At 69.1% G+C, this 20,108-nt stretch carries 28 protein-coding genes; 19 read left to right on the top strand and 9 right to left on the bottom strand.

Going from position 1 to position 20,108, the window contains the following annotated elements; genetic code table 11:
• The first annotated feature begins 18 nt into the window (after positions 1–18).
• Entirely contained in the window at positions 19–231 is a 213-nt protein-coding gene (locus AC3WJT_RS09740; protein ID WP_492342914.1) for a hypothetical protein, read from the top strand.
• On the opposite strand, the gene hppD is transcribed toward AC3WJT_RS09740, so the two are convergent.
• The gene (gene hppD / locus AC3WJT_RS09735; RefSeq protein WP_492342913.1) at positions 228–1,313 is read right to left on the bottom strand and encodes a 4-hydroxyphenylpyruvate dioxygenase; all 1,086 of its coding nucleotides are present in this window, start codon (positions 1,311–1,313) and stop codon (positions 228–230) included. The two genes, AC3WJT_RS09740 and hppD, sit on opposite strands and share 4 nt — an antisense overlap.
• 135 nt (positions 1,314–1,448) lie before the next feature.
• Here hppD and AC3WJT_RS09730 point away from each other — a divergent pair, with 135 nt between their 5' ends.
• Genes AC3WJT_RS09730 through AC3WJT_RS09715 form a run of 4 tightly spaced genes read left to right on the top strand, consistent with a single transcriptional unit; the run spans position 1,449 to position 3,298 of the window.
• On the top strand, positions 1,449–2,048 hold the full coding sequence (locus AC3WJT_RS09730; RefSeq protein ID WP_492342912.1) for a YqaA family protein: 600 nt from the start codon (positions 1,449–1,451) through the stop codon (positions 2,046–2,048).
• Between the two features lies 1 nt (position 2,049).
• Positions 2,050–2,568, top strand: coding sequence for a disulfide bond formation protein B (locus tag AC3WJT_RS09725; protein WP_492342911.1), 519 nt, complete (start codon positions 2,050–2,052; stop codon positions 2,566–2,568).
• The gene (locus AC3WJT_RS09720) at positions 2,561–3,124 is read left to right on the top strand and encodes a demethoxyubiquinone hydroxylase family protein (protein ID WP_492342910.1); all 564 of its coding nucleotides are present in this window, start codon (positions 2,561–2,563) and stop codon (positions 3,122–3,124) included. The genes AC3WJT_RS09725 and AC3WJT_RS09720 overlap by 8 nt, the downstream gene beginning before the upstream one ends.
• A gap of 33 nt (positions 3,125–3,157) precedes the next feature.
• Positions 3,158–3,298, top strand: coding sequence for a hypothetical protein (locus AC3WJT_RS09715; RefSeq protein WP_492342909.1), 141 nt, complete (start codon positions 3,158–3,160; stop codon positions 3,296–3,298).
• 109 nt (positions 3,299–3,407) lie between these two features.
• Here AC3WJT_RS09715 and AC3WJT_RS09710 read toward each other — a convergent pair whose 3' ends face one another.
• From AC3WJT_RS09710 to AC3WJT_RS09700, 3 genes are all read right to left on the bottom strand, one after another.
• A complete protein-coding gene (locus tag AC3WJT_RS09710; protein ID WP_492342908.1) occupies positions 3,408–3,755 on the bottom strand; it encodes a PilZ domain-containing protein in 348 nt (115 codons plus the stop codon).
• Between the two features lie 44 nt (positions 3,756–3,799).
• Positions 3,800–3,934 (bottom strand): hypothetical protein, encoded by a 135-nt coding sequence (locus AC3WJT_RS09705; protein ID WP_492342907.1) that lies wholly within the window; start codon positions 3,932–3,934, stop codon positions 3,800–3,802.
• 70 nt (positions 3,935–4,004) lie between these two features.
• Positions 4,005–4,580, bottom strand: coding sequence for an HNH endonuclease (locus tag AC3WJT_RS09700; protein WP_492342906.1), 576 nt, complete (start codon positions 4,578–4,580; stop codon positions 4,005–4,007).
• A gap of 540 nt (positions 4,581–5,120) precedes the next feature.
• On the opposite strand from AC3WJT_RS09700, the gene AC3WJT_RS09695 reads away from it, so the two are divergent.
• The 4 genes from AC3WJT_RS09695 (at position 5,121) to AC3WJT_RS09680 (ending at position 8,050) form a co-directional block, all read left to right on the top strand.
• Positions 5,121–5,765 (top strand): TetR/AcrR family transcriptional regulator, encoded by a 645-nt coding sequence (locus AC3WJT_RS09695; protein ID WP_492342905.1) that lies wholly within the window; start codon positions 5,121–5,123, stop codon positions 5,763–5,765.
• A 74-nt stretch (positions 5,766–5,839) separates the two neighbouring features.
• Entirely contained in the window at positions 5,840–6,262 is a 423-nt protein-coding gene (locus AC3WJT_RS09690) for a CBS domain-containing protein (protein WP_492342904.1), read from the top strand.
• A 37-nt stretch (positions 6,263–6,299) separates the two neighbouring features.
• Positions 6,300–7,160 (top strand): tRNA glutamyl-Q(34) synthetase GluQRS, encoded by an 861-nt coding sequence (gluQRS, locus tag AC3WJT_RS09685; RefSeq protein WP_492342903.1) that lies wholly within the window; start codon positions 6,300–6,302, stop codon positions 7,158–7,160.
• Positions 7,157–8,050, top strand: a complete 894-nt coding sequence (locus AC3WJT_RS09680; RefSeq protein ID WP_492342902.1) for a DMT family transporter — start codon at positions 7,157–7,159, stop codon at positions 8,048–8,050. Before gluQRS ends, AC3WJT_RS09680 begins: the two co-directional genes overlap by 4 nt.
• Here AC3WJT_RS09680 and AC3WJT_RS09675 read toward each other — a convergent pair.
• Positions 8,035–8,757 (bottom strand): GNAT family N-acetyltransferase, encoded by a 723-nt coding sequence (locus AC3WJT_RS09675; protein WP_492342901.1) that lies wholly within the window; start codon positions 8,755–8,757, stop codon positions 8,035–8,037. The two genes, AC3WJT_RS09680 and AC3WJT_RS09675, sit on opposite strands and share 16 nt — an antisense overlap.
• Positions 8,758–8,775: 18 nt before the next feature.
• Positions 8,776–9,351: a TlpA family protein disulfide reductase gene (locus AC3WJT_RS09670; protein ID WP_492342900.1), complete on the bottom strand. Its 576-nt coding sequence runs from the start codon at positions 9,349–9,351 to the stop codon at positions 8,776–8,778.
• A 39-nt stretch (positions 9,352–9,390) separates the two neighbouring features.
• Between AC3WJT_RS09670 and argH the strand changes: the two genes are divergently transcribed.
• From argH to AC3WJT_RS09650, 4 genes are read left to right on the top strand one after another with little or no spacing between them, the layout of a single operon-like run.
• Positions 9,391–10,800, top strand: a complete 1,410-nt coding sequence (argH, locus tag AC3WJT_RS09665) for an argininosuccinate lyase (RefSeq protein ID WP_492342899.1) — start codon at positions 9,391–9,393, stop codon at positions 10,798–10,800.
• On the top strand, positions 10,797–10,988 hold the full coding sequence (locus AC3WJT_RS09660) for a hypothetical protein (RefSeq protein ID WP_492342898.1): 192 nt from the start codon (positions 10,797–10,799) through the stop codon (positions 10,986–10,988). The genes argH and AC3WJT_RS09660 overlap by 4 nt, the downstream gene beginning before the upstream one ends.
• Before the next feature lie 12 nt (positions 10,989–11,000).
• Positions 11,001–12,272, top strand: coding sequence for a diaminopimelate decarboxylase (lysA, locus tag AC3WJT_RS09655; RefSeq protein WP_492342897.1), 1,272 nt, complete (start codon positions 11,001–11,003; stop codon positions 12,270–12,272).
• Positions 12,273–12,275: 3 nt separating this feature from the next.
• Entirely contained in the window at positions 12,276–13,940 is a 1,665-nt protein-coding gene (locus AC3WJT_RS09650; protein WP_492342896.1) for a M28 family metallopeptidase, read from the top strand.
• Between the two features lie 83 nt (positions 13,941–14,023).
• On the opposite strand, the gene AC3WJT_RS09645 is transcribed toward AC3WJT_RS09650, so the two are convergent.
• Positions 14,024–14,875: an enoyl-CoA hydratase-related protein gene (locus AC3WJT_RS09645; RefSeq protein ID WP_492342895.1), complete on the bottom strand. Its 852-nt coding sequence runs from the start codon at positions 14,873–14,875 to the stop codon at positions 14,024–14,026.
• Between the two features lie 170 nt (positions 14,876–15,045).
• Here AC3WJT_RS09645 and AC3WJT_RS09640 point away from each other — a divergent pair, with 170 nt between their 5' ends.
• The gene (locus AC3WJT_RS09640) at positions 15,046–15,465 is read left to right on the top strand and encodes a hypothetical protein (protein ID WP_492342894.1); all 420 of its coding nucleotides are present in this window, start codon (positions 15,046–15,048) and stop codon (positions 15,463–15,465) included.
• A 1-nt stretch (position 15,466) separates the two neighbouring features.
• Positions 15,467–15,682 (top strand): helix-turn-helix transcriptional regulator, encoded by a 216-nt coding sequence (locus AC3WJT_RS09635; RefSeq protein ID WP_492342893.1) that lies wholly within the window; start codon positions 15,467–15,469, stop codon positions 15,680–15,682.
• A gap of 13 nt (positions 15,683–15,695) precedes the next feature.
• On the opposite strand, the gene AC3WJT_RS09630 is transcribed toward AC3WJT_RS09635, so the two are convergent.
• A complete protein-coding gene (locus tag AC3WJT_RS09630) occupies positions 15,696–16,220 on the bottom strand; it encodes a phosphoribosyltransferase (RefSeq protein WP_492342892.1) in 525 nt (174 codons plus the stop codon).
• The gene (locus AC3WJT_RS09625; protein WP_492342891.1) at positions 16,220–17,080 is read right to left on the bottom strand and encodes a DUF3426 domain-containing protein; all 861 of its coding nucleotides are present in this window, start codon (positions 17,078–17,080) and stop codon (positions 16,220–16,222) included. Before AC3WJT_RS09625 ends, AC3WJT_RS09630 begins: the two co-directional genes overlap by 1 nt.
• A gap of 54 nt (positions 17,081–17,134) precedes the next feature.
• Between AC3WJT_RS09625 and ftsE the strand changes: the two genes are divergently transcribed.
• Genes ftsE through AC3WJT_RS09605 form a run of 4 tightly spaced genes read left to right on the top strand, consistent with a single transcriptional unit; the run spans position 17,135 to position 20,107 of the window.
• Positions 17,135–17,872: a cell division ATP-binding protein FtsE gene (ftsE, locus tag AC3WJT_RS09620; RefSeq protein ID WP_492342890.1), complete on the top strand. Its 738-nt coding sequence runs from the start codon at positions 17,135–17,137 to the stop codon at positions 17,870–17,872.
• On the top strand, positions 17,869–18,765 hold the full coding sequence (locus AC3WJT_RS09615; protein WP_492342889.1) for a cell division protein FtsX: 897 nt from the start codon (positions 17,869–17,871) through the stop codon (positions 18,763–18,765). Before ftsE ends, AC3WJT_RS09615 begins: the two co-directional genes overlap by 4 nt.
• Complete coding sequence (locus tag AC3WJT_RS09610; protein WP_492342888.1) at positions 18,762–19,397, top strand: YdcF family protein; 636 nt, start codon at positions 18,762–18,764, stop codon at positions 19,395–19,397. Before AC3WJT_RS09615 ends, AC3WJT_RS09610 begins: the two co-directional genes overlap by 4 nt.
• Positions 19,394–20,107 (top strand): lysophospholipid acyltransferase family protein, encoded by a 714-nt coding sequence (locus AC3WJT_RS09605; RefSeq protein WP_492342887.1) that lies wholly within the window; start codon positions 19,394–19,396, stop codon positions 20,105–20,107. Before AC3WJT_RS09610 ends, AC3WJT_RS09605 begins: the two co-directional genes overlap by 4 nt.
• Position 20,108 lies beyond the last annotated feature (1 nt).

The following is a 20,108-nucleotide window of genomic DNA, read 5'->3' as shown; positions in this document are numbered from 1 at the left end:
GTTCACGCGATGTCAGAGGTGACCGACATCGTCGTCCCGATGCTCCAGCGCATCCAGTCCGAAATCGGGCTGCTGCGCGGGGATGTCGACAACCTGAAAGACGACATGCGTCATGTGAAGGTGAGGCTGACCTCCGTCGAGGAGAACCTCGTCTCAATGAACCGTCGGAATGATCACTTTGACGTCCGCCTCGAACGCATCGAACGCCGCCTCGACCTGATCGAAGTCTAGGCTTCTTTCACAACTCCCCGGCGGATCTGGTCGAGCTCGATCGACTCGAACAGCGCCTTGAAGTTGCCCTCGCCGAAGCCCTCGTTGCCCTTGCGCTGGATGATCTCGAAGAAGATCGGGCCGACCTGGTTCTCGGTGAAGATCTGCAGAAGCAGGCCCTGACCCTCGGTCGGGGCGCCATCGAGCAGGATGTGCTGGGACTTCAGCCGTGCGGTGTCCTCGCCGTGGCCCGGGACGCGGGCGTCGAGCAGCTCGTAGTAGCTGTCCGGCGTCGACTGGAAGTTCACGCCGCGCGCGCGCAGCGCCTCGACCGTGGCGAAGATGTCGTCCGTACCGAAGGCCAGGTGCTGGATGCCCTCGCCGTGGTACTCGCGCAGGAACTCCTCGATCTGGCTCTGGTCGTCCTGGCTCTCGTTCAGCGGGATGCGGATCTTGCCGTCCGGGCTGGTCATGGCCTTGGAGAACAGGCCCGTGACCTTGCCCTCGATGTCGAAGTAGCGGATCTCGCGGAAATTGAAGACCTGCTCGTAGAAGGCGGCCCATTTGGCCATGCCGCCCCGGAACACGTTGTGCGTCAGGTGGTCGAGATAGGTCAGGCCGACGCTGTTGGACTCCTCGACGGCCGCCGCGCCCTCGATCGGCAGGAAGTCGACGTCATAGATCTCCTGCGCGCCGTAGCGGTCCACCAGATAGAGGTGAGTGCCGCCGATGCCCTCGATCGCCGGAATGTTCAGCTCCATAGGGCCGACCTTGCCCTCGACCGCCGTCGCGCCGCGCTCGACGGCCATCTTCAGCGCCCTGGCGGCGTCGCGGACGCGGAAGGCCATGGCGTTGGCCGAGGGGCCGTGCGCCTTGCGGAACGCGGCCGGCTGGCCGTCCGGCTCCATGTTGAGGATGAAGTTCACATCGCCCTGGCGGAAGCGGAGCACGTTCTTCGAGCGGTGCTTCGAGACCGCCGTGAAGCCCATGACCTCGAACAGCGCCTTGAGGCGCTCCGGCTCGGGCGAGGTGAATTCGACGAACTCGAAGCCGTCGGTGCCGAGCGGGTTGTCGAACAGGTCGGCCTTGGGTTGGGCGTTCATCGGAATCTCCTTCGCGGTCGGGCGAGATAGTAACAGATGAAACTAATGACGAGAAGCGCTGGCTGTCAGCGCCGACAATGTGCGTTTTCCATGCAGGCGCGAGACAAGCCCGCCGCGCCCTGATAGCACAGGCCCATGCTGCGCCGACTTTACGACTGGGTGATGGGGCTCGCCGCCTCGCGTCACGCCCCCTCCGCCCTGTTTGCGGTGTCCTTCGCCGAGAGCTCGTTCTTTCCCGTGCCGCCGGACGTGATGCTGGCGCCGATGGTGCTGGCCCGGCCCGAAAAGGCCTGGCGCTATGCGACCATCTGCACCCTGGCTTCCGTGCTCGGCGGCGCGCTGGGCTACGCCATCGGCTATTTCCTCCAGGATGTGGCCCTGTGGCTGATGAGCCTGTCGGGACACGCCGAGGGCCTGGACCAGTTCCGGTGCTGGTACAACGAATGGGGCGTCTGGGTGATCCTGATCAAGGGTCTGACCCCCATCCCCTACAAGCTGGTGACCATCGCCTCGGGCCTCGCCCAGTTCGCGTTCCCGGTGTTCATCGCCGCCTCGGTGGTGACGCGCGGCGCGCGGTTCTTCCTCGTCGCGGCGGTCGTCAAGAAGTTCGGCCCGGCCATGCTGCCGGTCGTCGAGCGGCGCCTGGCGCTGTTCGCCGGCCTTGGTGTCGCCCTGATCGTGATTGGTCTTGTGGCCAGCCATTACCTCGGTTCCGGAACCACGAGCGTCTGCTGACATGCCCGCCGCGCTGAAAACCCTGATCGACCTGTGTCTGCGCAACTGGCCGCTGGTCGCGGCGCTGTCGTCGGCGATGATGCTGGCGATCGCCCATGCGTTCGAGACGTTCGGCGGCCTGGCGCCCTGCACCCTCTGCCTGAGGGCGCGAGAGGTCTACTGGGTCGCCCTCGCCGTCGGGATCGCCGGCGTCGTCGGGCAGCAGGTGCTCAGGGACGACCGGATCCGGCGTCTCGCCAGCCTGTTGCTGGCGGCGGTCTTCCTGGTCGGGATCGGCCTGGCGATCTATCACGCCGGCGCGGAGTGGAAGTTCTGGCCGGGCCCCAAGACCTGCGCCTCCGGCGCGATCCCGCAGCTGACCAGCCTGGACGCCGTGCTGAAGGGCGGCCAGATCAAGGCTCCGGCCTGCGACGAGGCGGCCTGGGTGTTCCTCGGCCTGTCGATGGCCGGATGGAACGCGCTGATTTCGCTCAAACTGCTGGTCTACAGCGTTCTGGCCGCGAGGCTGCGTCGTGACTGAGCGTCCTGTCCCCGCCCGTCCCGGCCGTGGCGCCGGTCGCGCCCGTCTGGCCGAAATCCTGCGGGTCGATCACGCCGGCGAGCTGGGCGCGGTGCATATCTATCGCGGCCAACAGGCCGTCCTGGGCAAGGCGCGCGGCCATGAACGGGTCGCCGGCCAGCTGGCCGAGATGGAGGGGCACGAAGCGGTGCATCTGGCGCGCTTCGACGCCCTGCTGAACGAGCACCGTGTGCGGCCGACCCTGCTGGCGCCCTTGTGGCGCGCCGCCGGCTTCGCGCTGGGCGCCGGCACCGCCCTGCTCGGCGACAAGGCTGCCCATGCCTGCACCGAGGCGGTCGAGACGGTGATCGAGGGCCACTACGCCGCCCAGATCGCCGAGCTTAAGGACCGTGATCCGGAGCTGGCCGCCGAACTGGCCGTGTTCCGCGACGAGGAGCTGTCGCACCGCGACATCGCCCGCGACGAAGGCGCCCGCGAAGCGCCGGGCTATCCGCTGCTGGCGGCCCTGATCCGCGCCGGCTGCAAGACGGCGATCCGGATCAGCGAGAAGATCTAGGAACCGCGTCGGGACCTCGCGGGTTGGTTGGGTATGACCGATCCAGACCTGCCGACCGACCCCTCGCCCGCCCCCGCCTTCGATCCGACGCCGCCGGAGACGCAGCCCGACCTGCCGGGCGAACCCGATCCCGCGCCGGCCTATGATCCGCCGGAACCCGATACGGTGTCGTGAATGCTCCCCATCGGGGGAGCTGTCGGCGCGTAGCGACGACTGAGGGGGTCCGCTCAGATCGCGGGTGACCCCCTCCGGCCCTTCGGGCCACCTCCCCCGATGGGGAGGATCACCGCAGCGCCATCTGACCCCAGATCGCGCGCAGGGCCTTGAGCTGCTTTTCTGTCGTTTCCCGCAGATCATGGCGGTCGCCGAGCGACAGGCCAACGCGGTTCCCGCGCCGCCAGATGACCGTCGCATCCCAGGCCACGCCCTCCTTGATCTGAACCAGGTGCAGCGTGCTGGGAAACAGGTGCGGAGTCGTCGTCTCGATCATCGCGCCGTCGGCGCTGATGTTGCGGATCACACAATCAATGGTGGTGGTGGCGTTTTCGTTGGCCAGCTTACCCGCGAGTAGCGCACGGCTCCGCCCGGCGCGGCGACGTTCAACGGACTTCGGAGCGGGCGAACTGGTCATGCCCGCACCTTACGGCGCAAGGGTTTACAGACCGTATGCCGAAATCAGGGTCGCGACAGGGCGCGCGCCTCGGCAAGACAACCCTTGATGGCGTCCCAGCAGCCGGGCAAGCCCAGAGCGCCGACAAAGGCGCCGGCGACCGCGAACGGCAGCTTGATCACGTCGAATAGTCGCATCATCCCCGCCCCCTTGGGTGAGTGGTCTGATCGTCCAACGTTTCTGCGACGGTTTTGTTTCCGCCCGGACCTTTTATGCCTCGAGCTCAATGTCCCAGTAGAGAAAGTCGAGCCAGCTCTCGTGCAGGAAACCCGGCGGGAAGCGCCGGCCGTGATCCTGCAGTTCGTGCATCGAGGGACGGCGCGGGTGGCGGTGCGGATGCATGTTGGCCTCGCGCGGCGTGCGGCCGCCCTTGGTCAGGTTGCAGCGCGCGCAGGCCGTGACGATGTTCTCCCAGGTCGTGCGGCCGCCGCGTGATCGCGGGATGACATGGTCGAAGGTCAGGTCCGACCCCGAGCTGCAGTACTGGCAGCTGAAGCTGTCACGCAGGAACAGGTTGAAGCGGGTGAAGGCCGGCGGCCGGTCCTGGGCCACATAGGATTTGAGGCAGACCACGCTGGGCAGCCGCATCTCGAACGAGGGGCTGTGGACCATCTTGTCGTAGGTGGAGATGACCTCGACCCGGTCGAGGAAGACGGCCTTGATGACCTCCTGCCAGGGCCACAGCGACAGGGGGTAGTAGCTGAGGGGCCGATAGTCGGCGTTCAGCACCAGGGCGGGCCAGCCCGATGGGGGCGCCTTGAGCACCCGGGCCTTATGCAGGGTCATGGGAAACCTCCCCACGACGACTTTGAATGACTACGCGAACGGACCTGAAGACCTGCCTCGCTTTCCGCGTCTCATCAGGGATCGCCAACATCCCCGAACGCGACTCAGAGGATAGACCCTGATCGGCGACGGAACCAAGACAGGGACTTGTCTCGCGCCCAAACAAAAAGGGGCGCTCTGCGGCGCCCCTTGTCAGGTCGGTCCCGCCGTCCACCCCGGGGGATCGGGGGGACGAAACGGGATCGAATGGTCTTGTTCAGGTGTTACGCGCCAACGAAGGCCGTGGCGCCCGCGGCGGCGCCGAGGACCAGAAGGAAGACAACCGCCGAACGGTCGAAGAAGCGTTCGAAGGCGATGAGCTTGGAAATCGACATGACACACAGTCCTTTAAGTTTGGGCCCCTTTTTGATTGGAGCCCCCCAGTTTGTCCCCTCGGGGGAGCGAGGGGCTGTTCGATCTGAACAGTGCTTAAATAACACCGATCTGAACGCCGTCAAGATGATCTTTACAGCGTTCGGATAGAGATTTAACGTGAGCGCCATGAGAGAAGCTGCAACCGCCGAGACCCGGCCCTACCACCACGGCGATCTGCGACGCGCCCTCGTGGACGCCGCGCGCCGGATTCTGGAGAACGAGGGCCCGAGCGCCCTGTCTCTGCGCGCGGTGGCGCGGGAGGCCGGCGTCAGTCCGGCCGCGCCCTATCATCACTTCAAGGACAAGGGCGAACTGCTCGACGCGGTGGCCCATGTGGGCTGGGACATGCTTGGCGAGTCCATGACCGCCGCCAAGGACCGGACGCCCGACCTCGGCGCCCGAATGACCGAGATCGGCGTGTCCTATGTGCAGTTCTCGCAGGCGCACCCGGCGCTCTATCGCGTGATGTACGATTGCTCGCGCGACAAGGACGAACTGCCGGAGGGCATCCAGGACAAGGAAGACAGCGCCTATTGCCAGGTGCGGGAGACCTTCCGGGCCTTCGCCGGCCCCGAGGTCGCCGAGGTCGACATCGAGCTGGCCACGATCGCCGCCTGGTGCGCCGCCCATGGCCTGGCGGAAATGAACAGCTTCAGGCAGTTCGATCCCCTCAAGGAGGGCCTCGGCGGCGAGGAGGGCTTCCTGCGCGCCGTGTTGAGCCACCTGGGCATGTTCCCGGCGTCACGGGCCAAGGCGAACGGACCGGGCTGAGCGGAGATGAGCGGGAACGGGCGCTGATCCGGGCCGTTAGGGCAGCTGACCCTCAACGGCCGAAAGACGCTCCCATGCTGATCTCCGACGTGATGACCGCCAATCCGCAGGTCGCCAAACCCTCCGACACCGTGGCCGACGTAGCCCGGCGCATGACCCATCTCGACGCGGGCGCGATCCCGGTTGTCGAGGACGGCCAGATCCGCGGCATCATCACCGATCGCGACATCGTGCTGCGCGTCGTCGGCGAGCAGCGCAGCTTCGACACCCGCGTCGACGAGGTGATGACCACCGACGTCCAGACCTGCCGCGAGGACGCCTCGATCGCCGACGTCATCTTCCAGATGACCGACAAGCAGGTGCGCCGCATCCTGATCGTCGACGGCGCCGACAAACTGACCGGCATCGTTTCGCTGGGCGACGTCGCCCAGGAGGCCTCGGCCCGCAAGGCCGGCGCCGTTCTGGAGGACATTTCAGAGGCTCCCGCCAACAACTGACGATGCGAAGCGGCGCGCGCCGGTCTACAGACGGCCGGTGAGCGCCTCCTTCGTTACCCGTTTCGCCCCCTCCCCGACCGGCCGGCTGCATCGCGGCCATGCCTATTCGGCGATCAAGGGCTTCGCCGCCGCCCGAAAACAGGGCGGTCGCTTTCTGCTGCGGATCGAGGACATCGACGCGACGCGGTGTCGGCCCGAGCACGAGGCCGCGATCCTCGACGACCTGACCTGGCTGGGCCTGAGCTGGGAACAGCCCGTCCGGCGGCAGTCCGAACACCTCGCCGACTATGAGGCGGCGCTGGACAGCCTCCGCGCGCGCGGCCTCGTCTATCGCTGCTTCAAGACCCGCAGGGACCTCGCCGAGGCCGCGCTGAGCGCGCCGCACGGGACGCCCGAAGCGTTCCGCGGCGGCCCGATCCATCCCAATGAGGAAGACCGCTGGCTGGACGAGGGCAAGCCGTTCGCCTGGCGGCTGTCCCTGGACGCGGCGCACGAGGCGCTGCGCGGCTTTCACAAGCTCCGCTTCGACGAGAAGGGCGAAGGCCCAGGCGGCGAGCATGGCCGTATCCAGGCGAAGCCGGAACTGGCCGGCGACGTGGTGCTGGCGCGCAAGGACGTCGGGGTCGCCTATCACCTGGCCTGTGTCGTCGATGATGCGCTGCAGGGTGTCACCGACGTGGTGCGGGGCGCAGACCTGTTCGAGTCCTGCCACATCCAGCGGCTGCTGCAGGCGTTGCTGGACCTGCCGACCCCGACCTACCGCCATCATCGCCTGATCATGGACAAGGCGACCGGCGAGCGGATGGCCAAGCGCAAGGGCGGCGAGACGCTCGGCACGCTGCGCGACGCCGGCATGACCGGCGCCGAGCTGCGCGCGCAACTGGGGTTCGACTGGTGAGCGAGACGACGGCCCCAGCCCCGGTAAAGGCGCCCGTTTCGGCTCTGGCCGCCCTGGTCTTCGGCGCCTGCGCCATCGGCTTTGCGCCGATCTTCGTGCGGATGACCGAGACCGGCCCCGCGGCCGCCGGCTTCTGGCGGCTGCTGCTCGCCCTGCCGATCCTGGCGTTGTTCGCCCTGCGCGACGGCGGCGGGGTGAAGACCCTGCCGTCGAAGGCCATGGTGATGGCCGGACTGTTCTTCGCCATGGACCTGTCGTTCTGGCACTACGGGGTCAAGCTGACCTCGGTGGCCAATGCGACCGTGCTGACCAACCTGTCGCCGGTGGTGGTGACGGCGGTCGCCTGGTTCGCCTTCCGGGAGCGGCCGGGGCGCATCTTCCTCGCCGGTCTGGCGCTGGCGATCAGCGGGGCCTGGACCATGGCCGCCGGGGCCGACAAGAGCCAGGCCATCGCGCCGCTGCTGGGCGACCTGCTCTCGCTGGCGACGGCCGTCTGGTACGCGCTCTACTTCATCGCCATGCGCCAGGCGCGGCAGGGCGCGGGCGCCTCGCGGGCGATGTTCTGGTCGACGCTGGTCTCGACGCCGATCCTGCTGATCGCGGCGTTCGGCATGCGCGAGGACATCATTCCCGCGTCCGGCGCCGGCTGGCTGGCGTGCCTTGGCCTCGCTGTCGTGCATGTGGCGGGACAGGGCTCGATCGCCTGGGCGCTGGGCCGCCTGCCGGCCTCGATCGCCTCGGTGGTGGTGCTGGCCCAGCCGGTGGTCGCCGCCGTGGCCGGCTGGATCCTGTTCCATGAGGCGCTGACGCCGGTGCAGATGCTGGGCGGCGCGCTGACGTTGGTCGGGGTGGTGATCGCGCAACGCGCCCCGGTCTACCGGCCCCAGTAGCGGTAGCGGTAGGCCTCGCGGAAGCCGAAGCCTTCGTAGAGCGTCACCGCCGGCGCGTTGTCGGCCTCGACCTGCAGATAGCCGCGATGGGCGCCCGCCTGACGCGCGGTGGCGAACAGCGCCTCCAGGATATCCCGCGCCAGACCCTTGCGACGGTGGGCCGCCAGGGTGCGCATGCCGAAGACGCCCGCCCAGTCCCCCTCGATCGCCGTGCCGCCGATGGCGACCGGCTCGCCGTCGATCTCGATGACGCCGAAGCCGCGCGGCGCGGGGATGCGGCGGAAGGCGCCCATCCGCTCGGCGGCGTCGTCCGGATTGTTCTGGGCGCCGTTGAACACGGTCTCGAAGCGCGCGTCGGGGTCGGCGGTCACTTCGGCTCGACCGCCTTCGCCGCGCAGGGGACCGACCATCATCAGGGTTTCCGTGCGGGGCGCGTAGCCGCGCCGGGCCAGTTCGGCCTCCAGGTCGGGCGAAAGACCGTCCACCGGCTTGAACAGCGGCGGCAGGCCGGCGGCGGCGTAGCGCGCCTCGACCGCGTCCACCGCGTCGGCGATCGGCAGGCCGGGATCGCCGAGCGGCCAGCAGGCGTTCAGGCGCCCGGAGAAGCCGCGATCCGTGTTGACGATCCAGTCGCCCAGCCGGCCCCGCCCGGCGGCGGGCCAGGACCGGTCGGCGATGCGTTCGAGGGTGGCCGGGTCGATGTTCATCCTCAACAGGCTATCCCGTCACTCTTTCAGCAGCGCCTCGATCATCGCGCGGGCTTCCTTGCCGTTCCAGTCGGCGCCGCCGCTGAGGCGGGCGCGTTCGCGGCCCTGGCGATCGTAGATGATCGTCGTCGGGAAGCCGGCGGCGCGGGGCTTGATCGCGAAGGCGAACTTGTAGCCGGGGTCGCGATAGAGCTTCAGCGGGGCGTTCTTTGCGATGTCGGATTTCGCCAGGGCCAGGTCGGCGTCGCGGTCGACGCTGAGCGCCACCACCTGGACCGGCTGGGTCTGGTAGGCGGCCTGCAGCGCGGCCAGGGTCGGCATCTCGATGCGGCAGGGCGCGCACCAGGTGGCCCACAGATTGAGCACCACGATCTGGCCCTTGAAGTCGGCCAGGGTCATCGGCTTGCCGTCCGCGTCGGTGAAGCCGGCGGTCGTCGGGGCGGCCGGGGTCCCGGGAACTTCGAGCTTCGCCAGTTCGCCCCGTTTGAAGGCGTTCAGATCAAGGACTTCAGCGGGTTTGATGGAAGCGCTGGCGATGACGTATAGAACCGCCGCGACGCCGATCAGGGCGGCGCCCCGGATGGCCCAGGTCAACAGATCGGGCCTGGGTCTCGCCGGCTGGACTTCGCTCATATGACTGACAAACCCTCGAATAAGCCCGATGCAGGGCAGGCAATGTGGGGCGGGCGGTTCTCGGCGAGCCCCAACGCCCTGATGCAGGCGATCAACGTCTCGATCAGCTTCGACAAGCGCCTGGCGGCCCAGGATATCGCCGGGTCGCAGGCCCACGCCGCCATGCTGGCGAAGACAGGGGTCATATCTAGCGGCGACGCCGCCGAAATCCAGCGCGGGCTTTCGGAGATCGCCGCGGAGATGGAGGCCGGGACGTTCCCGTTCCGCGACGAGTTCGAGGACATCCACATGAATGTGGAGGCGCGGCTGCGTGAGCTGATCGGCCCCGTGGCCGGCCGGCTGCATACGGCGCGCTCGCGCAACGACCAGGTGGCGCTCGATTTCCGGCTTTGGGTGCGCGAGGCCTGCGACCGCTCCGCCGCCCAGCTCGAGGCGCTGCAATCGGCGCTGATCGCCAAGGCCGAGGCGCACGCCGACACCCTGATGCCGGGCTTCACCCATTTGCAGCCGGCCCAGCCAGTGACCTTCGGCCACCACCTGATGGCCTATGTCGAGATGTTCGGCCGCGACGCCAGCCGGTTCCGCGACGCCCGCACCCGGATGAACGAGTGCCCGCTGGGCGCCGCGGCCCTCGCCGGTTCGCCCTTCCCCATTGATCGCGAAATGACGGCGAAGGCGCTCGGCTTCGACCGACCGACGGCCAATTCGCTCGACAGCGTATCGGCGCGCGACTTCGCGCTGGAGGGCCTGTCGGCAGCCAGCATCGCCGCCACCCACCTGTCGCGGCTGGCCGAGGAGATCGTGATCTGGATGACGCCGCAGTTCGGCTTCATCAAGCTGAGCGACGCCTTCACCACCGGCAGCTCGATCATGCCGCAGAAGAAGAACCCGGACGCCGCCGAACTGATCCGGGCCAAGGTCGGGCGGATACTGGGCTCGCTGACCAGCCTGACCGTGGTCATGAAGGGCCTGCCGCTCGCCTATTCGAAGGATATGCAGGAGGACAAGGTCCCGACCTTCGAGGCGTTCGACGCCCTGGAGCTCAGCCTGCTGGCGATGACCGGCATGGTCGCGGATCTGGAGCCGAACGTGCAGCGCATGGCCGCGGCCGCCGGCGCGGGCTTTTCGACCGCCACGGACCTCGCCGACTGGCTGGTGCGGGAGCTCGACCTGCCGTTCCGCGACGCCCACCATGTGACCGGCGCGGCGGTAAAGCGGGCCGAGCAGCTGGGGGTCGATCTGGCCGATCTGCCGCTCGCCGAGCTGCAGGCGTTGAACCAGGGCATCGGCGAGGACGTTTTCAAGGTCCTGACCCCTGCCGCCTCGTCGGCGAGCCGCGTAAGCTATGGCGGAACGGCGCCGGACCAGGTTCGGTCACAGATCAAGCGCTGGAAGGATACCCTGCGATGAAAGCCAAGGCCCTGATCCTCTCGATGGCCCTCGCGGGTCTGGCGCTCGGCGGCTGCGGCCGGCTGGGCGAGCTGGAACGGCCCGGCGCCGAGCCGTCGAAGACCGGCACCACCGGCACCGTGATGGACCCGGCCACCGACGGCCGGACTCCCCGCGACGCGCCGATCCCCGGCTCCAATCCCAAGTAGACCCGGCAGGCCGTGAACCACTTCGAGGTCCGGGGCGGCGAGCTCCATTGCGAGGATACGCCGCTCTCCCGGATCGCGGAGGCCGTCGGCACCCCCGTCTATGTCTATTCCCGCGCCACGCTGGAGCGGCATTTCACGGTGTTCCGCGACGCCCTGATCGGCGCGGGCCTCGGCGATCCGCTGATCGCCTATGCGGTCAAGGCCAACGGCAATGTGTCGGTGCTCCGGACGCTGGGCGACCTGGGCGCCGGGGCGGACACCGTCTCGGAGGGCGAGATCCGGCGGGCGCTGGCGGCGGGCATTCCGGGTGATCGGATCGTCTTCTCCGGCGTCGGCAAGGCGCGGCGGGAGATCGAGTTCGCGCTGAAGGCCGGGGTGTCGGAAATCAACGTCGAGTCCGAGCCCGAACTGAAGCTGGTCGCCGAGGTGGCGGGGGACCTGGGCCTGCGCGCGCCGATCGTGTTTCGGGTCAATCCGGACGTCGCGGCCGGCGGGCACGCCAAGATCGCCACCGGCAAGGCCGAGAACAAGTTCGGCGTCTCGTTCACCGAAGCCGCGCGGCTCTACGCCAACGCGTCAAACCATCCGCACCTGAACCCGCTCGGCGTGGCCTGCCACATCGGCAGCCAGATCACCGATCTCGCCCCGTTCGAGGCCGCCTTCACCCGCATGCGCGGGCTGGTCGAGGCCTTGCGCGCCGAGGGCATGAGCGTCGAGCGTCTGGACCTCGGCGGCGGCCTGGGCGTGCCCTATTTCGACATGCCCGACCCGCCGGGACCGGCCGAGTACGCGGCGATGATCGGTCGGGTCATGGAAGGTCTGGAGGGCGTGCGCTTCGCGTTCGAGCCCGGCCGGGTGATCGCCGCCAACGCGGGCGTGCTGCTGGCCAGCGTGATCCATCTGCACGAGCGGCCCGAGGGGCGCCGGTTCCTGGTGCTCGATGCGGCGATGAACGATCTGATCCGCCCGGCGATGTATGACGCCTTCCACGACATCCGGCCGGTGAAGGACAGCGACGCCGCGCCCGTTCCCTGCGATGTGGTCGGGCCGGTCTGCGAGACCGGCGACACCTTCACCCGCGAGCGGCTGCTGCCGCCGCTGGGCCCGGGCGACGTGGTGGCCTTCATGAGCGCCGGCGCCTACGGCGCGGCCATGGCCAGCGAATACAATTCCCGCCCCCTCGTCCCCGAGGTGCTGGTCGACGGCGCCCGCTTCGCGGTGATCCGCCGGCGGCCGACCTATGACGAGATGCTGGCGACTGAAACACCTACGGATTGGCAGTAAACCATGACCTTTCGACCGTTCGCCGCCCTGACCCTGGCCGCCCTGCTCGCCGCGCCGGCGCTCGCCCAGGCGCCGGGGATCATCTCGCCCGACCGGCTGGCGGACCATGTGAAGGTGCTGGCCGCCGATGAGTTCGCCGGCCGCGCGCCGGGCGGTCCGGGCGAGCCGCTGACGATCAAATACCTCGTGGACCAGTTCAAGGCGCTGGGCCTGGAGCCGGCCGGCGACAACGGCGGCTGGACCCAGGAAGTGGCGCTGAACCGGTTCGTCGTGCCCGGCGACGCAGGCCTGTCCCTGACCGTGAACGGCGCGACCCAGCCGCTGGTCCAGACCCGCGACATCATGGCCGCCAGCCAGCGGCCCGTGGACCGCGTGACCATCGACAAGGCCCCGCTGGTGTTCGTCGGCTACGGCGTCAGCGCGCCCGAGCGCGGCTGGGACGACTTCAAGGGTGTGGACCTGAAGGGCAAGGTCGCGGTCTTCCTGATCAACGACCCGGACTTCGAGGCCACGGCGGCTGATCCTGTCGCTGGAAAGTTCGGCGGCAAGGCGGCGACCTACTACGCGCGCTGGAGCTACAAGTACGAGGAGGCCGTGCGACGCGGGGCCATCGGCGCGCTGATCGTCCACGAGACGGCCGGCGCGGCCTATCCCTGGACCACGGTGGTCGCCTCGAACGGCGAGAGCTTCGACGTCGTGCGCGAGCATCCAGAGACCGCCAAGCTGCTGCTGCAGGGCTGGCTGCAGCGGGATGTCGCCGTGGACCTGTTCCGCAAGGCCGGGCTGGACTTCGAAGCCGAAAAGCTGCGCGCCCGCACCGCCGGGTTCCGACCCGTCGCCCTGACCGGTGCGAGCTTCTCCGCCGACTATCCGCTGAAGGTCGACCGTCTGGTCAGCCAGAACGTGCTGGCGAAGATCCCGGGGACGACCCATCCGGACGAGAGCATCATGTTCAGCGCCCACTGGGACGCCTTCGGCATCGGCCCGGCGGACGCCAGCGGCGACACCGTGCGGCACGGCGCGGCCGACGACGCCATCGGCGTGGCGGGGGTGATCGAGCTGGCCCGCGCCTTCGCCAGGGGGCCGAAGCCGCAGCGGACGCTGGTGTTCGCCCTGTGGACCGCCGAGGAACGCGGGCTGCTGGGGTCGGAGTATTACGCCGAGCACCCGGGTTTCCCGCTGGCCAAGATGGTCGCCAACTTCACCCTGGACGTGCTGCAGACCGCCGGTCCGAGCCGCGACGTGGTGCTGGTCGGCGCCGGGCAGAACAGCCTCGAGGCGCTGCTGGCCAGGGGCGCCGCGCTGCAGGGCCGGGTGGTGACGCCGGACGCTCATCCCGAGCGCGCGCTGTTCTATCGCGCCGACCATTTCAGCGTCGCCAAGCGCGGCGTGCCGGTGCTGCTGCTGATGGGCATCGGCGGCGGCCCGGACCTGGTGACCGGCCGCCGCGAGGCCGGCGACCGCTGGGTCACGGACTACACCACCCGCTGCTACCACCAGCCCTGCGACAACTGGAGCCCGGCCTGGGACCTGCGCGGCGCGGCGGCCGACGTGGACCTGATCCTGTTCTCCGGCAGCGAGCTGATGAACGCGCGGCAGTGGCCCGACTGGAACGATGGCTCGGAGTTCAAGGCGCTGCGCGCTCAGACGGCCGGGGAGCGGAACTAGCAGGGGACATGTACCGCAGGTACGTGTCCCCTAAACTTGCCGCATCCTGATTTTGGGGGACACGTACCTTCGGTACATGTCCCCTACCCCTCCCACCAGGGATACGGCTTCGGCATGTCCGCCGACACCTTGCCCGGGAAGCTCGGCTTGCGCTTCTCCAGGAACGCCGAAACGCCTTCGCGCACGTCGGGCGACGCGCCCATGGCCATGGCCAGCGGACCGTCGACGGCCAGCACCTTCAGAGGGTCGGGCTCTTCGGCGAAGCGCTGGAACAGGGCGCGGGTGATGGCGATCGAGACCGGAGCCGTCTCCTCGACGATCTCGCGGGCGATCTCGCGGGCGCGGTCGAGCAGGGCTTCGGGCTCGACCACCTCGCTGACCAGGCCGCCGGCCAGCGCCTCGTCCGCACCGAAGACCTTGCCCGAGTAACACCAGCGCAGCGCCTGCGGCAGGCCGACGATGCGCGGCAGGAAGGACGCCGCCCCCGCTTCGGGCGCGAGACCCCGGCGGGCGAAGACGAAGCCGATCTTGGCCTTCGTCGAGGCGATGCGGATGTCCATCGGCAGGGTCATGGTGATCCCGACGCCCACCGCCCCGCCGTTGATCGCGGCGATCGACGGCTTGCGGCAGGTGTAGATCGCCTCGACGAAGCCGCCCTTCGGCGCGCCGGTCGTCGGGCGGCCCTCGCCGAACAGTTTCGCCCCGTCGCCGCCGAAGGCGTCCGCCCCCGCTGACATGTCCGCCCCGGCGCAGAATCCGCGGCCGGCGCCGGTGACGATGACCACCCGCACCGCGTCGTCGGCGTCCGCCTCGACGAAGGCCTGCGCCAGCTCCGCGCCCATGCGGGCGGTATAGGCGTTGAGCGCATCCGGCCGGTTGAGGGTGATCGTCAGGATCCCGTCGCGCACGTCGGTGGTGATCACTTCGAAGGCCATGGCCGTCTTCTCCCGGGCTTTTGCGCCAGCCTGTCAGGCCGGGCGGGGCCGCGGCAAGTATGACGTGAGGTCACCAGCCCACCAGATGCGTGGAAATAATACTGGACTTAATGTCTGCTATTTTTTACATCGAGACCGCTTTATCAGACATCGCGTCGGAGAAACCTGTCATGTCTTTTCGTGAACGCAGCGCCTGGATCTCGCTGATCGCCACGCCGATCATCTGGGGGGCCTACTTCTGGAGGATCTGGCCCGACGCCCAGGACGGCAAGCTGTATGTCGACACCTTCGGCATGTTCGTCGGCACTCTGGTGCTGCTGGTGATCGTCCAGATCGTGCTGGCCGCCGTGATCGCCATCTTCGCCGGCAAGGCAGCCGATGCTCCGATGGACGAGCGGGAACAATTGATCGATCTGAAGGGCGCGCGCGTCGGTTTTCACATGCTGAATGTGCTGCTGGTGGGCGTGTCGTCGTTCTGGTTGCTAGGCCTGAGCCCGCTGGTCATGGCCAATGGCATCCTGGCGGCCATGGTGATCGCCGAGACCCTTCGCGCGGCCAGCGTCGTCTTCGGCTACCGCCGGGGCGCCTGAGATGGCCGGCCCGCCGCCGATCCGCAACACCATCCGCCGCCTGCGCTTCGACCACGGCGAGATGACCCAGCAGGCGCTCGCCGACGCCATCGGCATGACCCGCCAGACCATCGTCGCCATCGAGCAGGGCAAGTACTCGCCCTCGCTCGAGGCGGCCTTCCGCATTTCGCGGGTGTTCGGCGTGGGCGTGGAGGAGGTGTTTCAGTGGGAGGGGTGAGCGGAGTGCAGGCTCAGTCCATCGCCCCGATGTACGGCAGGCCGCGCATCGTGCCCGCCACGTCCATGCCGTAGCCGACGAGGAACCGGGCCGGGGCTTCCCAGGCGACGAAGTCGACCTTGATCGCGCGCTCGGTCGGCCAGGGCTTGCTGGCGAAGACGGCGGTCAGGACCTCGGCGGCGCCGGCATCCTTGACCAGGCGGGCGGCCTCGCTGAGCGACAGGCCGGTGTCGAACACGTCGTCGACGATCAGCGCCTTTCGGCCGAGCACCGGGCGCTGCAGGTCGGCGCGGACCTCGCATCGGCCGTAGCTGTGGCGCTCGTCACGATAGGACGACAGCCAGAGGGCGTCGAAGTGCACATGGCGGCCCAGCCGGGCCAGGGCGCGGGTCAGGTCGGCGGCGAACCAGATGCCGCCCGTCAGCAGACAGACCATCACCGTCTCGTCGTCGATCCGCGGCGCGATCTGCGCTGCGATGGCGGCGACGCGCTCGGCGACCTCCGCCTCGGAGATCAGGACGGCGGGCTGGTCGCTCATCAGTGGCCTTCCTTGGGCAGGGCGTAGGGCGAGGCCTCGGGCAGCGGGTGGGCGTCGACCGCCGCGGCCGCGGCCGGGGGCGCCGCTTCGGTCGAGCCGCGCAGCTCCAGCCGCTTGGTCTGGGGCGTCTCGCCGTGCGCCGGCGCCGGAACGCGATGCTCGAGATCGAAGGCCACCTCGAGATCAGCGGCCGTGGTCGGCGGGTCGAGCAGGCTGACGACGAAATGGCGCACGCCGCCGGGCGGGATCAGCGGATCGGCCGGGGCGGCAAGCTTCACCGCCACCACCTTGCCGGCCTTGTTGATCAGGGTGACGCGCAGCGGCGGCGCGGCGGCCGGCTTGTCCTCGACATTGCGGATGATCCCGGTCACCGACAGGGCCGCGTGACCGTCCTCAAGCGCCGCTTCGGCGCGGATGTTCTCGATCGTCAGGCCCAGCCGGTTCACCGGTAGGCCGACCCCGGCGTAGGCCGCCGCGCTGCCCGGCCAGAGCTTGACCACATTGACGCGGAAGATCACCGCCGAGGCGACCAGCGCGACCATGGCCACCGCCATACCGGCCCAGACCACGCCCGTGGTCACCGCCTCGCGCACGCGGCGGTCGGTATCGGCCTTCTGGCGGAAGACTTTCGGCAGCTCCTCGCCCGGCAGGGCGCTGACCGGCTGTTCCTCGAGAACGGGGTCGGCGGGCGTGCGGACGGTCGCGCCCTCGTCGGCGTCGACGAACAGCTCCAGGGCGGGTTCGCCGTGGGCGGTCCAGCGGTTTCCGCAGGACGAGCACTTTACCGTTCGTCCGTCAGGTCCGACCTTGTCGTCGGGGACGAAATAGCGGGTAGCGCACTCTGGACAGGTCAGTATCATGCCGGCGAATCGGACGCTCCCGCTCCTCCATTGAGGTCGCCGATTTCGGCTCCCATGTCCAGAAACCGAGACGCCGCATCGACCGGTGAATCCCCCGCCGGCCCCATCCTGCGCTTTGACGGCGTGGGCATGCGCTATGGCCGCGCGGCCGAGGTGCTGCGCGACGTCAATTTCGACCTGGCGCCCGGCTCGTTCCACTTCCTCACCGGGCCGTCCGGCGCCGGCAAGAGCAGCCTGCTGAAGCTGATCTACCTGGCCGAGCGGCCGTCGCGCGGAACCATCGAAATGTTCGGCCGGGACGTTGAGGCGGTGGCCCTGGCCGACCGGCCGTTCCTGCGCCGGCGTATCGGGGTGGTGTTCCAGGAGTTCCGGCTGCTCGACCACCTGACCGCGTTCGACAACGTCGCCCTGCCGCTGAGGATCGAGGGCGGCCGGCCGGAGAGCTACCGCGCCGACGTCGCCGAACTGCTGGCCTGGGTAGGGCTGAAGAACCGTATGCACGCCCTGCCCCCGACCCTGTCGGGCGGCGAGAAGCAGCGGCTGGCGATCGCCCGCGCGGTGGTCAACCGGCCCGACATCCTGCTGGCCGACGAGCCCACGGGGAATGTCGACGACGCCCATGCTCTGCGGATCCTCAAACTGTTCGTCGAACTGAACCGGCTGGGCACAACCGTGCTGATCGCCAGCCATGACGAGGATCTGGTGGCCCGTTCCGGCCAGCCCGTGCTGCATCTGGACAAGGGCCGGCTGCGCGCCTTCGGCCGCAATGTGCGCCAGGAGCCGGGCGCATGAGCGAGCTGTTCGACGTCAATCGCTGGCGACCTGCGCCGCTGCTGCCGCGCAAGGACCCGCGCGACGGATCGCTGGTGTTCGTCGTTGCGGTGCTCTGTTTCCTCGCCTGCCTGACCGCGCTCGGCGCGCTGGCCGCCAACCGGGCCGCCCAGGGCTGGACCGGTCAGCTGACCGGCTCGGCGACCGTGGTGGTGCGCGCCCAGGGCTCGGAGACGCCCGACGCCGCCGCCGGGCGGGCGGCGGAGACGCTGGCCGGTGTGAAGGGTGTCTCGGAAGCCCGCGCCATGGAGAAGGAAAAGGCCGAGGCGCTGCTCGAGCCCTGGCTCGGCCGTGAGGCGCTGGAGCTGAACGATCTGCCCATCCCCCGGCTGGTCGCCGTCGATCTCGACCCCGAGGCGCCCGCCCGGGCGGCCGATCTCGACAGGGCGCTCAAGGCCGCCGGCATCGACGCGACCGTCGACGACCACAGCCTGTGGATCGCCGATATCGAGCGCGGCGCCGGCGTCGCGCGCTGGTCGGCGCTGGCGATGTTCCTGCTGATCGCCTCGGCGGCCGGAGCGGTGATCGCCTTCGCGACCCGCGCCGCCATGGCCGCCCATCGCGAGACGATCGAGGTCCTGCACCTGTCCGGCGCCCAGCCGGCGTTCGTCGTGCGCCTTTTCCAGACACGGTTCGCGCAGGCTGCCGCCCTGGCGGGCTTGTTCGGAGCCGTTGGCGCGGCCATCATCGGCGCTCTGGCCAGACTCGCGGGCGGGGGTCAGGGTCTGACGCCTGTGCTGCCCGTGGCCTGGATTGATCTGCTCGCGGTGGCGCCGACGCCGCTGCTGGCGGCGCTGGTCGCCGCGGTGGCCGCCCGGGTCGCCGCCCGGGGCCTGATTGGAGAACTGGCGTGAGACGCGTGTTTGCCGCCCTGCTGATCCTGGCCCTGATCTGGGCCGTCGGTCTGGTCGCGTTCGCCCAGCGGGTCGAGCGCATGACCCCGGCGACGGAGCCGGCCGTGGCGGACGCCGTCGTCGCCCTGACCGGCGCCTCGGACCTGCGGCTGGAGGCCGCCGTGCGGCTGCTCGAGCGCGGCAAGGGCAAGCGGCTGCTGATCTCGGGCGTCAACAAGGAGGCCAGCCGCGCCGACGTTCTGGCGGTCACCGGGGCGGTCAAGCCGGTCTACGATTGCTGCGTCGACCTCGGCTACTCGGCCGCCGACACCATCGGCAACGCCGGCGAGATCGCCGAGTGGGCCGAAGGCAAGGGCTATGACGATCTGATCGTGGTGACCTCCGACTATCACATTCCGCGCGCCATGCTGCTGATCCGCAGGGCGATGCCCGACGCGAAGCTGACCCCCTATCCGGTGGTCACCCCGCCGGTCGATGTGCGGCGCTGGTGGCGGCGCAGCGGCGACGCGCGACGTCTGGCCATCGAATACTGCAAGTATCTGGCGATCCTGGCCCGCGAGAGCGTCGCCGGTCTGGGCGCTGAAAAGGAAACGCCGGCGGACGCGGCCGACGCGAAGGGGACGAAGCCTTGATTCTGGTCCGGTCGCTGACCTTTACCGTCGCCTACTATCTCTACTCGACCCTCGTCGCCCTGCTGATGATCCCGCTGTTCCTGGCGCCGCGGCGGTGGGTGACGCACGTCCTCACCTGGTACGGCGCGGGCACGACCCTGCTGCTGCGCGTGATCTGCAACATCCGGGTGGAGGTGCGCGGGCGCGAGCACCTGCCGAAGGGCGCGGTGCTGATCGCCGCCAAGCACCAGTGCATGTTCGACATCTTCGGCGCCTTCGCCTTCCTGCCGGACGCCTGCTTCGTGACCAAGAAGGAGCTGATGGTGATCCCGTTCCTCGGCTGGTACGCGCGGAAGGGCGGGATGATCGTGGTTGATCGCGACGGCCACGCCAGCGCCCTGCGCAAGCTGGTCGCCGACGCCCGCGACCGCTTCAAGGACGCCCGCCAGCTGGTGATCTTCGCCGAGGGCACGCGCAAGGCGCCCGGCGCCGAGCCGGACTACAAGCCAGGCATCGCCGCCCTCTATCGCGACCTGAACATGCCGGTGACGCCGATGGCGCTGAACACCGGCGTCCACTGGCCCGCGCACGGCGTGCTGCGTTATCCGGGCACCATCGTGTTCGAATTCCTGCCCGCGATCCCGCCGGGCCTCAAGCGCGGCGAGTTCATGCGCGAGATGGAGACCCGCATCGAAGCGGCCTCCAACGCCCTGATCGCCGAAGGCCTCTGAC

It is taken from the genome of Caulobacter sp. FW305-C-30-S16 (assembly GCF_058783025.1).
Note: the sequence above shows the minus strand (reverse complement) of the source record. Positions and strands in the feature narration are given on the sequence as shown.

What these genes read in the sequence shown, in the direction of transcription:
- AC3WJT_RS09695 (WP_492342905.1), top strand. Translation starts at nt 5,121, where the DNA reads ATGAGAGAAGCTGCAACCGCCGAGACCCGGCCCTACCACCACGGCGAT.
- AC3WJT_RS09615 (WP_492342889.1), top strand. Translation starts at nt 17,869, where the DNA reads ATGAGCGAGCTGTTCGACGTCAATCGCTGGCGACCTGCGCCGCTGCTG.
- AC3WJT_RS09625 (WP_492342891.1), bottom strand. Translation starts at nt 17,080, where the DNA reads ATGATACTGACCTGTCCAGAGTGCGCTACCCGCTATTTCGTCCCCGAC.
- AC3WJT_RS09715 (WP_492342909.1), top strand. Translation starts at nt 3,158, where the DNA reads ATGACCGATCCAGACCTGCCGACCGACCCCTCGCCCGCCCCCGCCTTC.
- AC3WJT_RS09710 (WP_492342908.1), bottom strand. Translation starts at nt 3,755, where the DNA reads ATGACCAGTTCGCCCGCTCCGAAGTCCGTTGAACGTCGCCGCGCCGGG.
- AC3WJT_RS09700 (WP_492342906.1), bottom strand. Translation starts at nt 4,580, where the DNA reads ATGACCCTGCATAAGGCCCGGGTGCTCAAGGCGCCCCCATCGGGCTGG.
- AC3WJT_RS09660 (WP_492342898.1), top strand. Translation starts at nt 10,797, where the DNA reads ATGAAAGCCAAGGCCCTGATCCTCTCGATGGCCCTCGCGGGTCTGGCG.
- AC3WJT_RS09675 (WP_492342901.1), bottom strand. Translation starts at nt 8,757, where the DNA reads ATGAACATCGACCCGGCCACCCTCGAACGCATCGCCGACCGGTCCTGG.
- AC3WJT_RS09705 (WP_492342907.1), bottom strand. Translation starts at nt 3,934, where the DNA reads ATGATGCGACTATTCGACGTGATCAAGCTGCCGTTCGCGGTCGCCGGC.
- AC3WJT_RS09650 (WP_492342896.1), top strand. Translation starts at nt 12,276, where the DNA reads ATGACCTTTCGACCGTTCGCCGCCCTGACCCTGGCCGCCCTGCTCGCC.
- AC3WJT_RS09640 (WP_492342894.1), top strand. Translation starts at nt 15,046, where the DNA reads ATGTCTTTTCGTGAACGCAGCGCCTGGATCTCGCTGATCGCCACGCCG.
- ftsE (WP_492342890.1), top strand. Translation starts at nt 17,135, where the DNA reads ATGTCCAGAAACCGAGACGCCGCATCGACCGGTGAATCCCCCGCCGGC.
- AC3WJT_RS09645 (WP_492342895.1), bottom strand. Translation starts at nt 14,875, where the DNA reads ATGGCCTTCGAAGTGATCACCACCGACGTGCGCGACGGGATCCTGACG.
- AC3WJT_RS09630 (WP_492342892.1), bottom strand. Translation starts at nt 16,220, where the DNA reads ATGAGCGACCAGCCCGCCGTCCTGATCTCCGAGGCGGAGGTCGCCGAG.
- argH (WP_492342899.1), top strand. Translation starts at nt 9,391, where the DNA reads ATGACTGACAAACCCTCGAATAAGCCCGATGCAGGGCAGGCAATGTGG.
- AC3WJT_RS09690 (WP_492342904.1), top strand. Translation starts at nt 5,840, where the DNA reads ATGCTGATCTCCGACGTGATGACCGCCAATCCGCAGGTCGCCAAACCC.
- AC3WJT_RS09730 (WP_492342912.1), top strand. Translation starts at nt 1,449, where the DNA reads ATGCTGCGCCGACTTTACGACTGGGTGATGGGGCTCGCCGCCTCGCGT.
- AC3WJT_RS09635 (WP_492342893.1), top strand. Translation starts at nt 15,467, where the DNA reads ATGGCCGGCCCGCCGCCGATCCGCAACACCATCCGCCGCCTGCGCTTC.
- AC3WJT_RS09725 (WP_492342911.1), top strand. Translation starts at nt 2,050, where the DNA reads ATGCCCGCCGCGCTGAAAACCCTGATCGACCTGTGTCTGCGCAACTGG.
- hppD (WP_492342913.1), bottom strand. Translation starts at nt 1,313, where the DNA reads ATGAACGCCCAACCCAAGGCCGACCTGTTCGACAACCCGCTCGGCACC.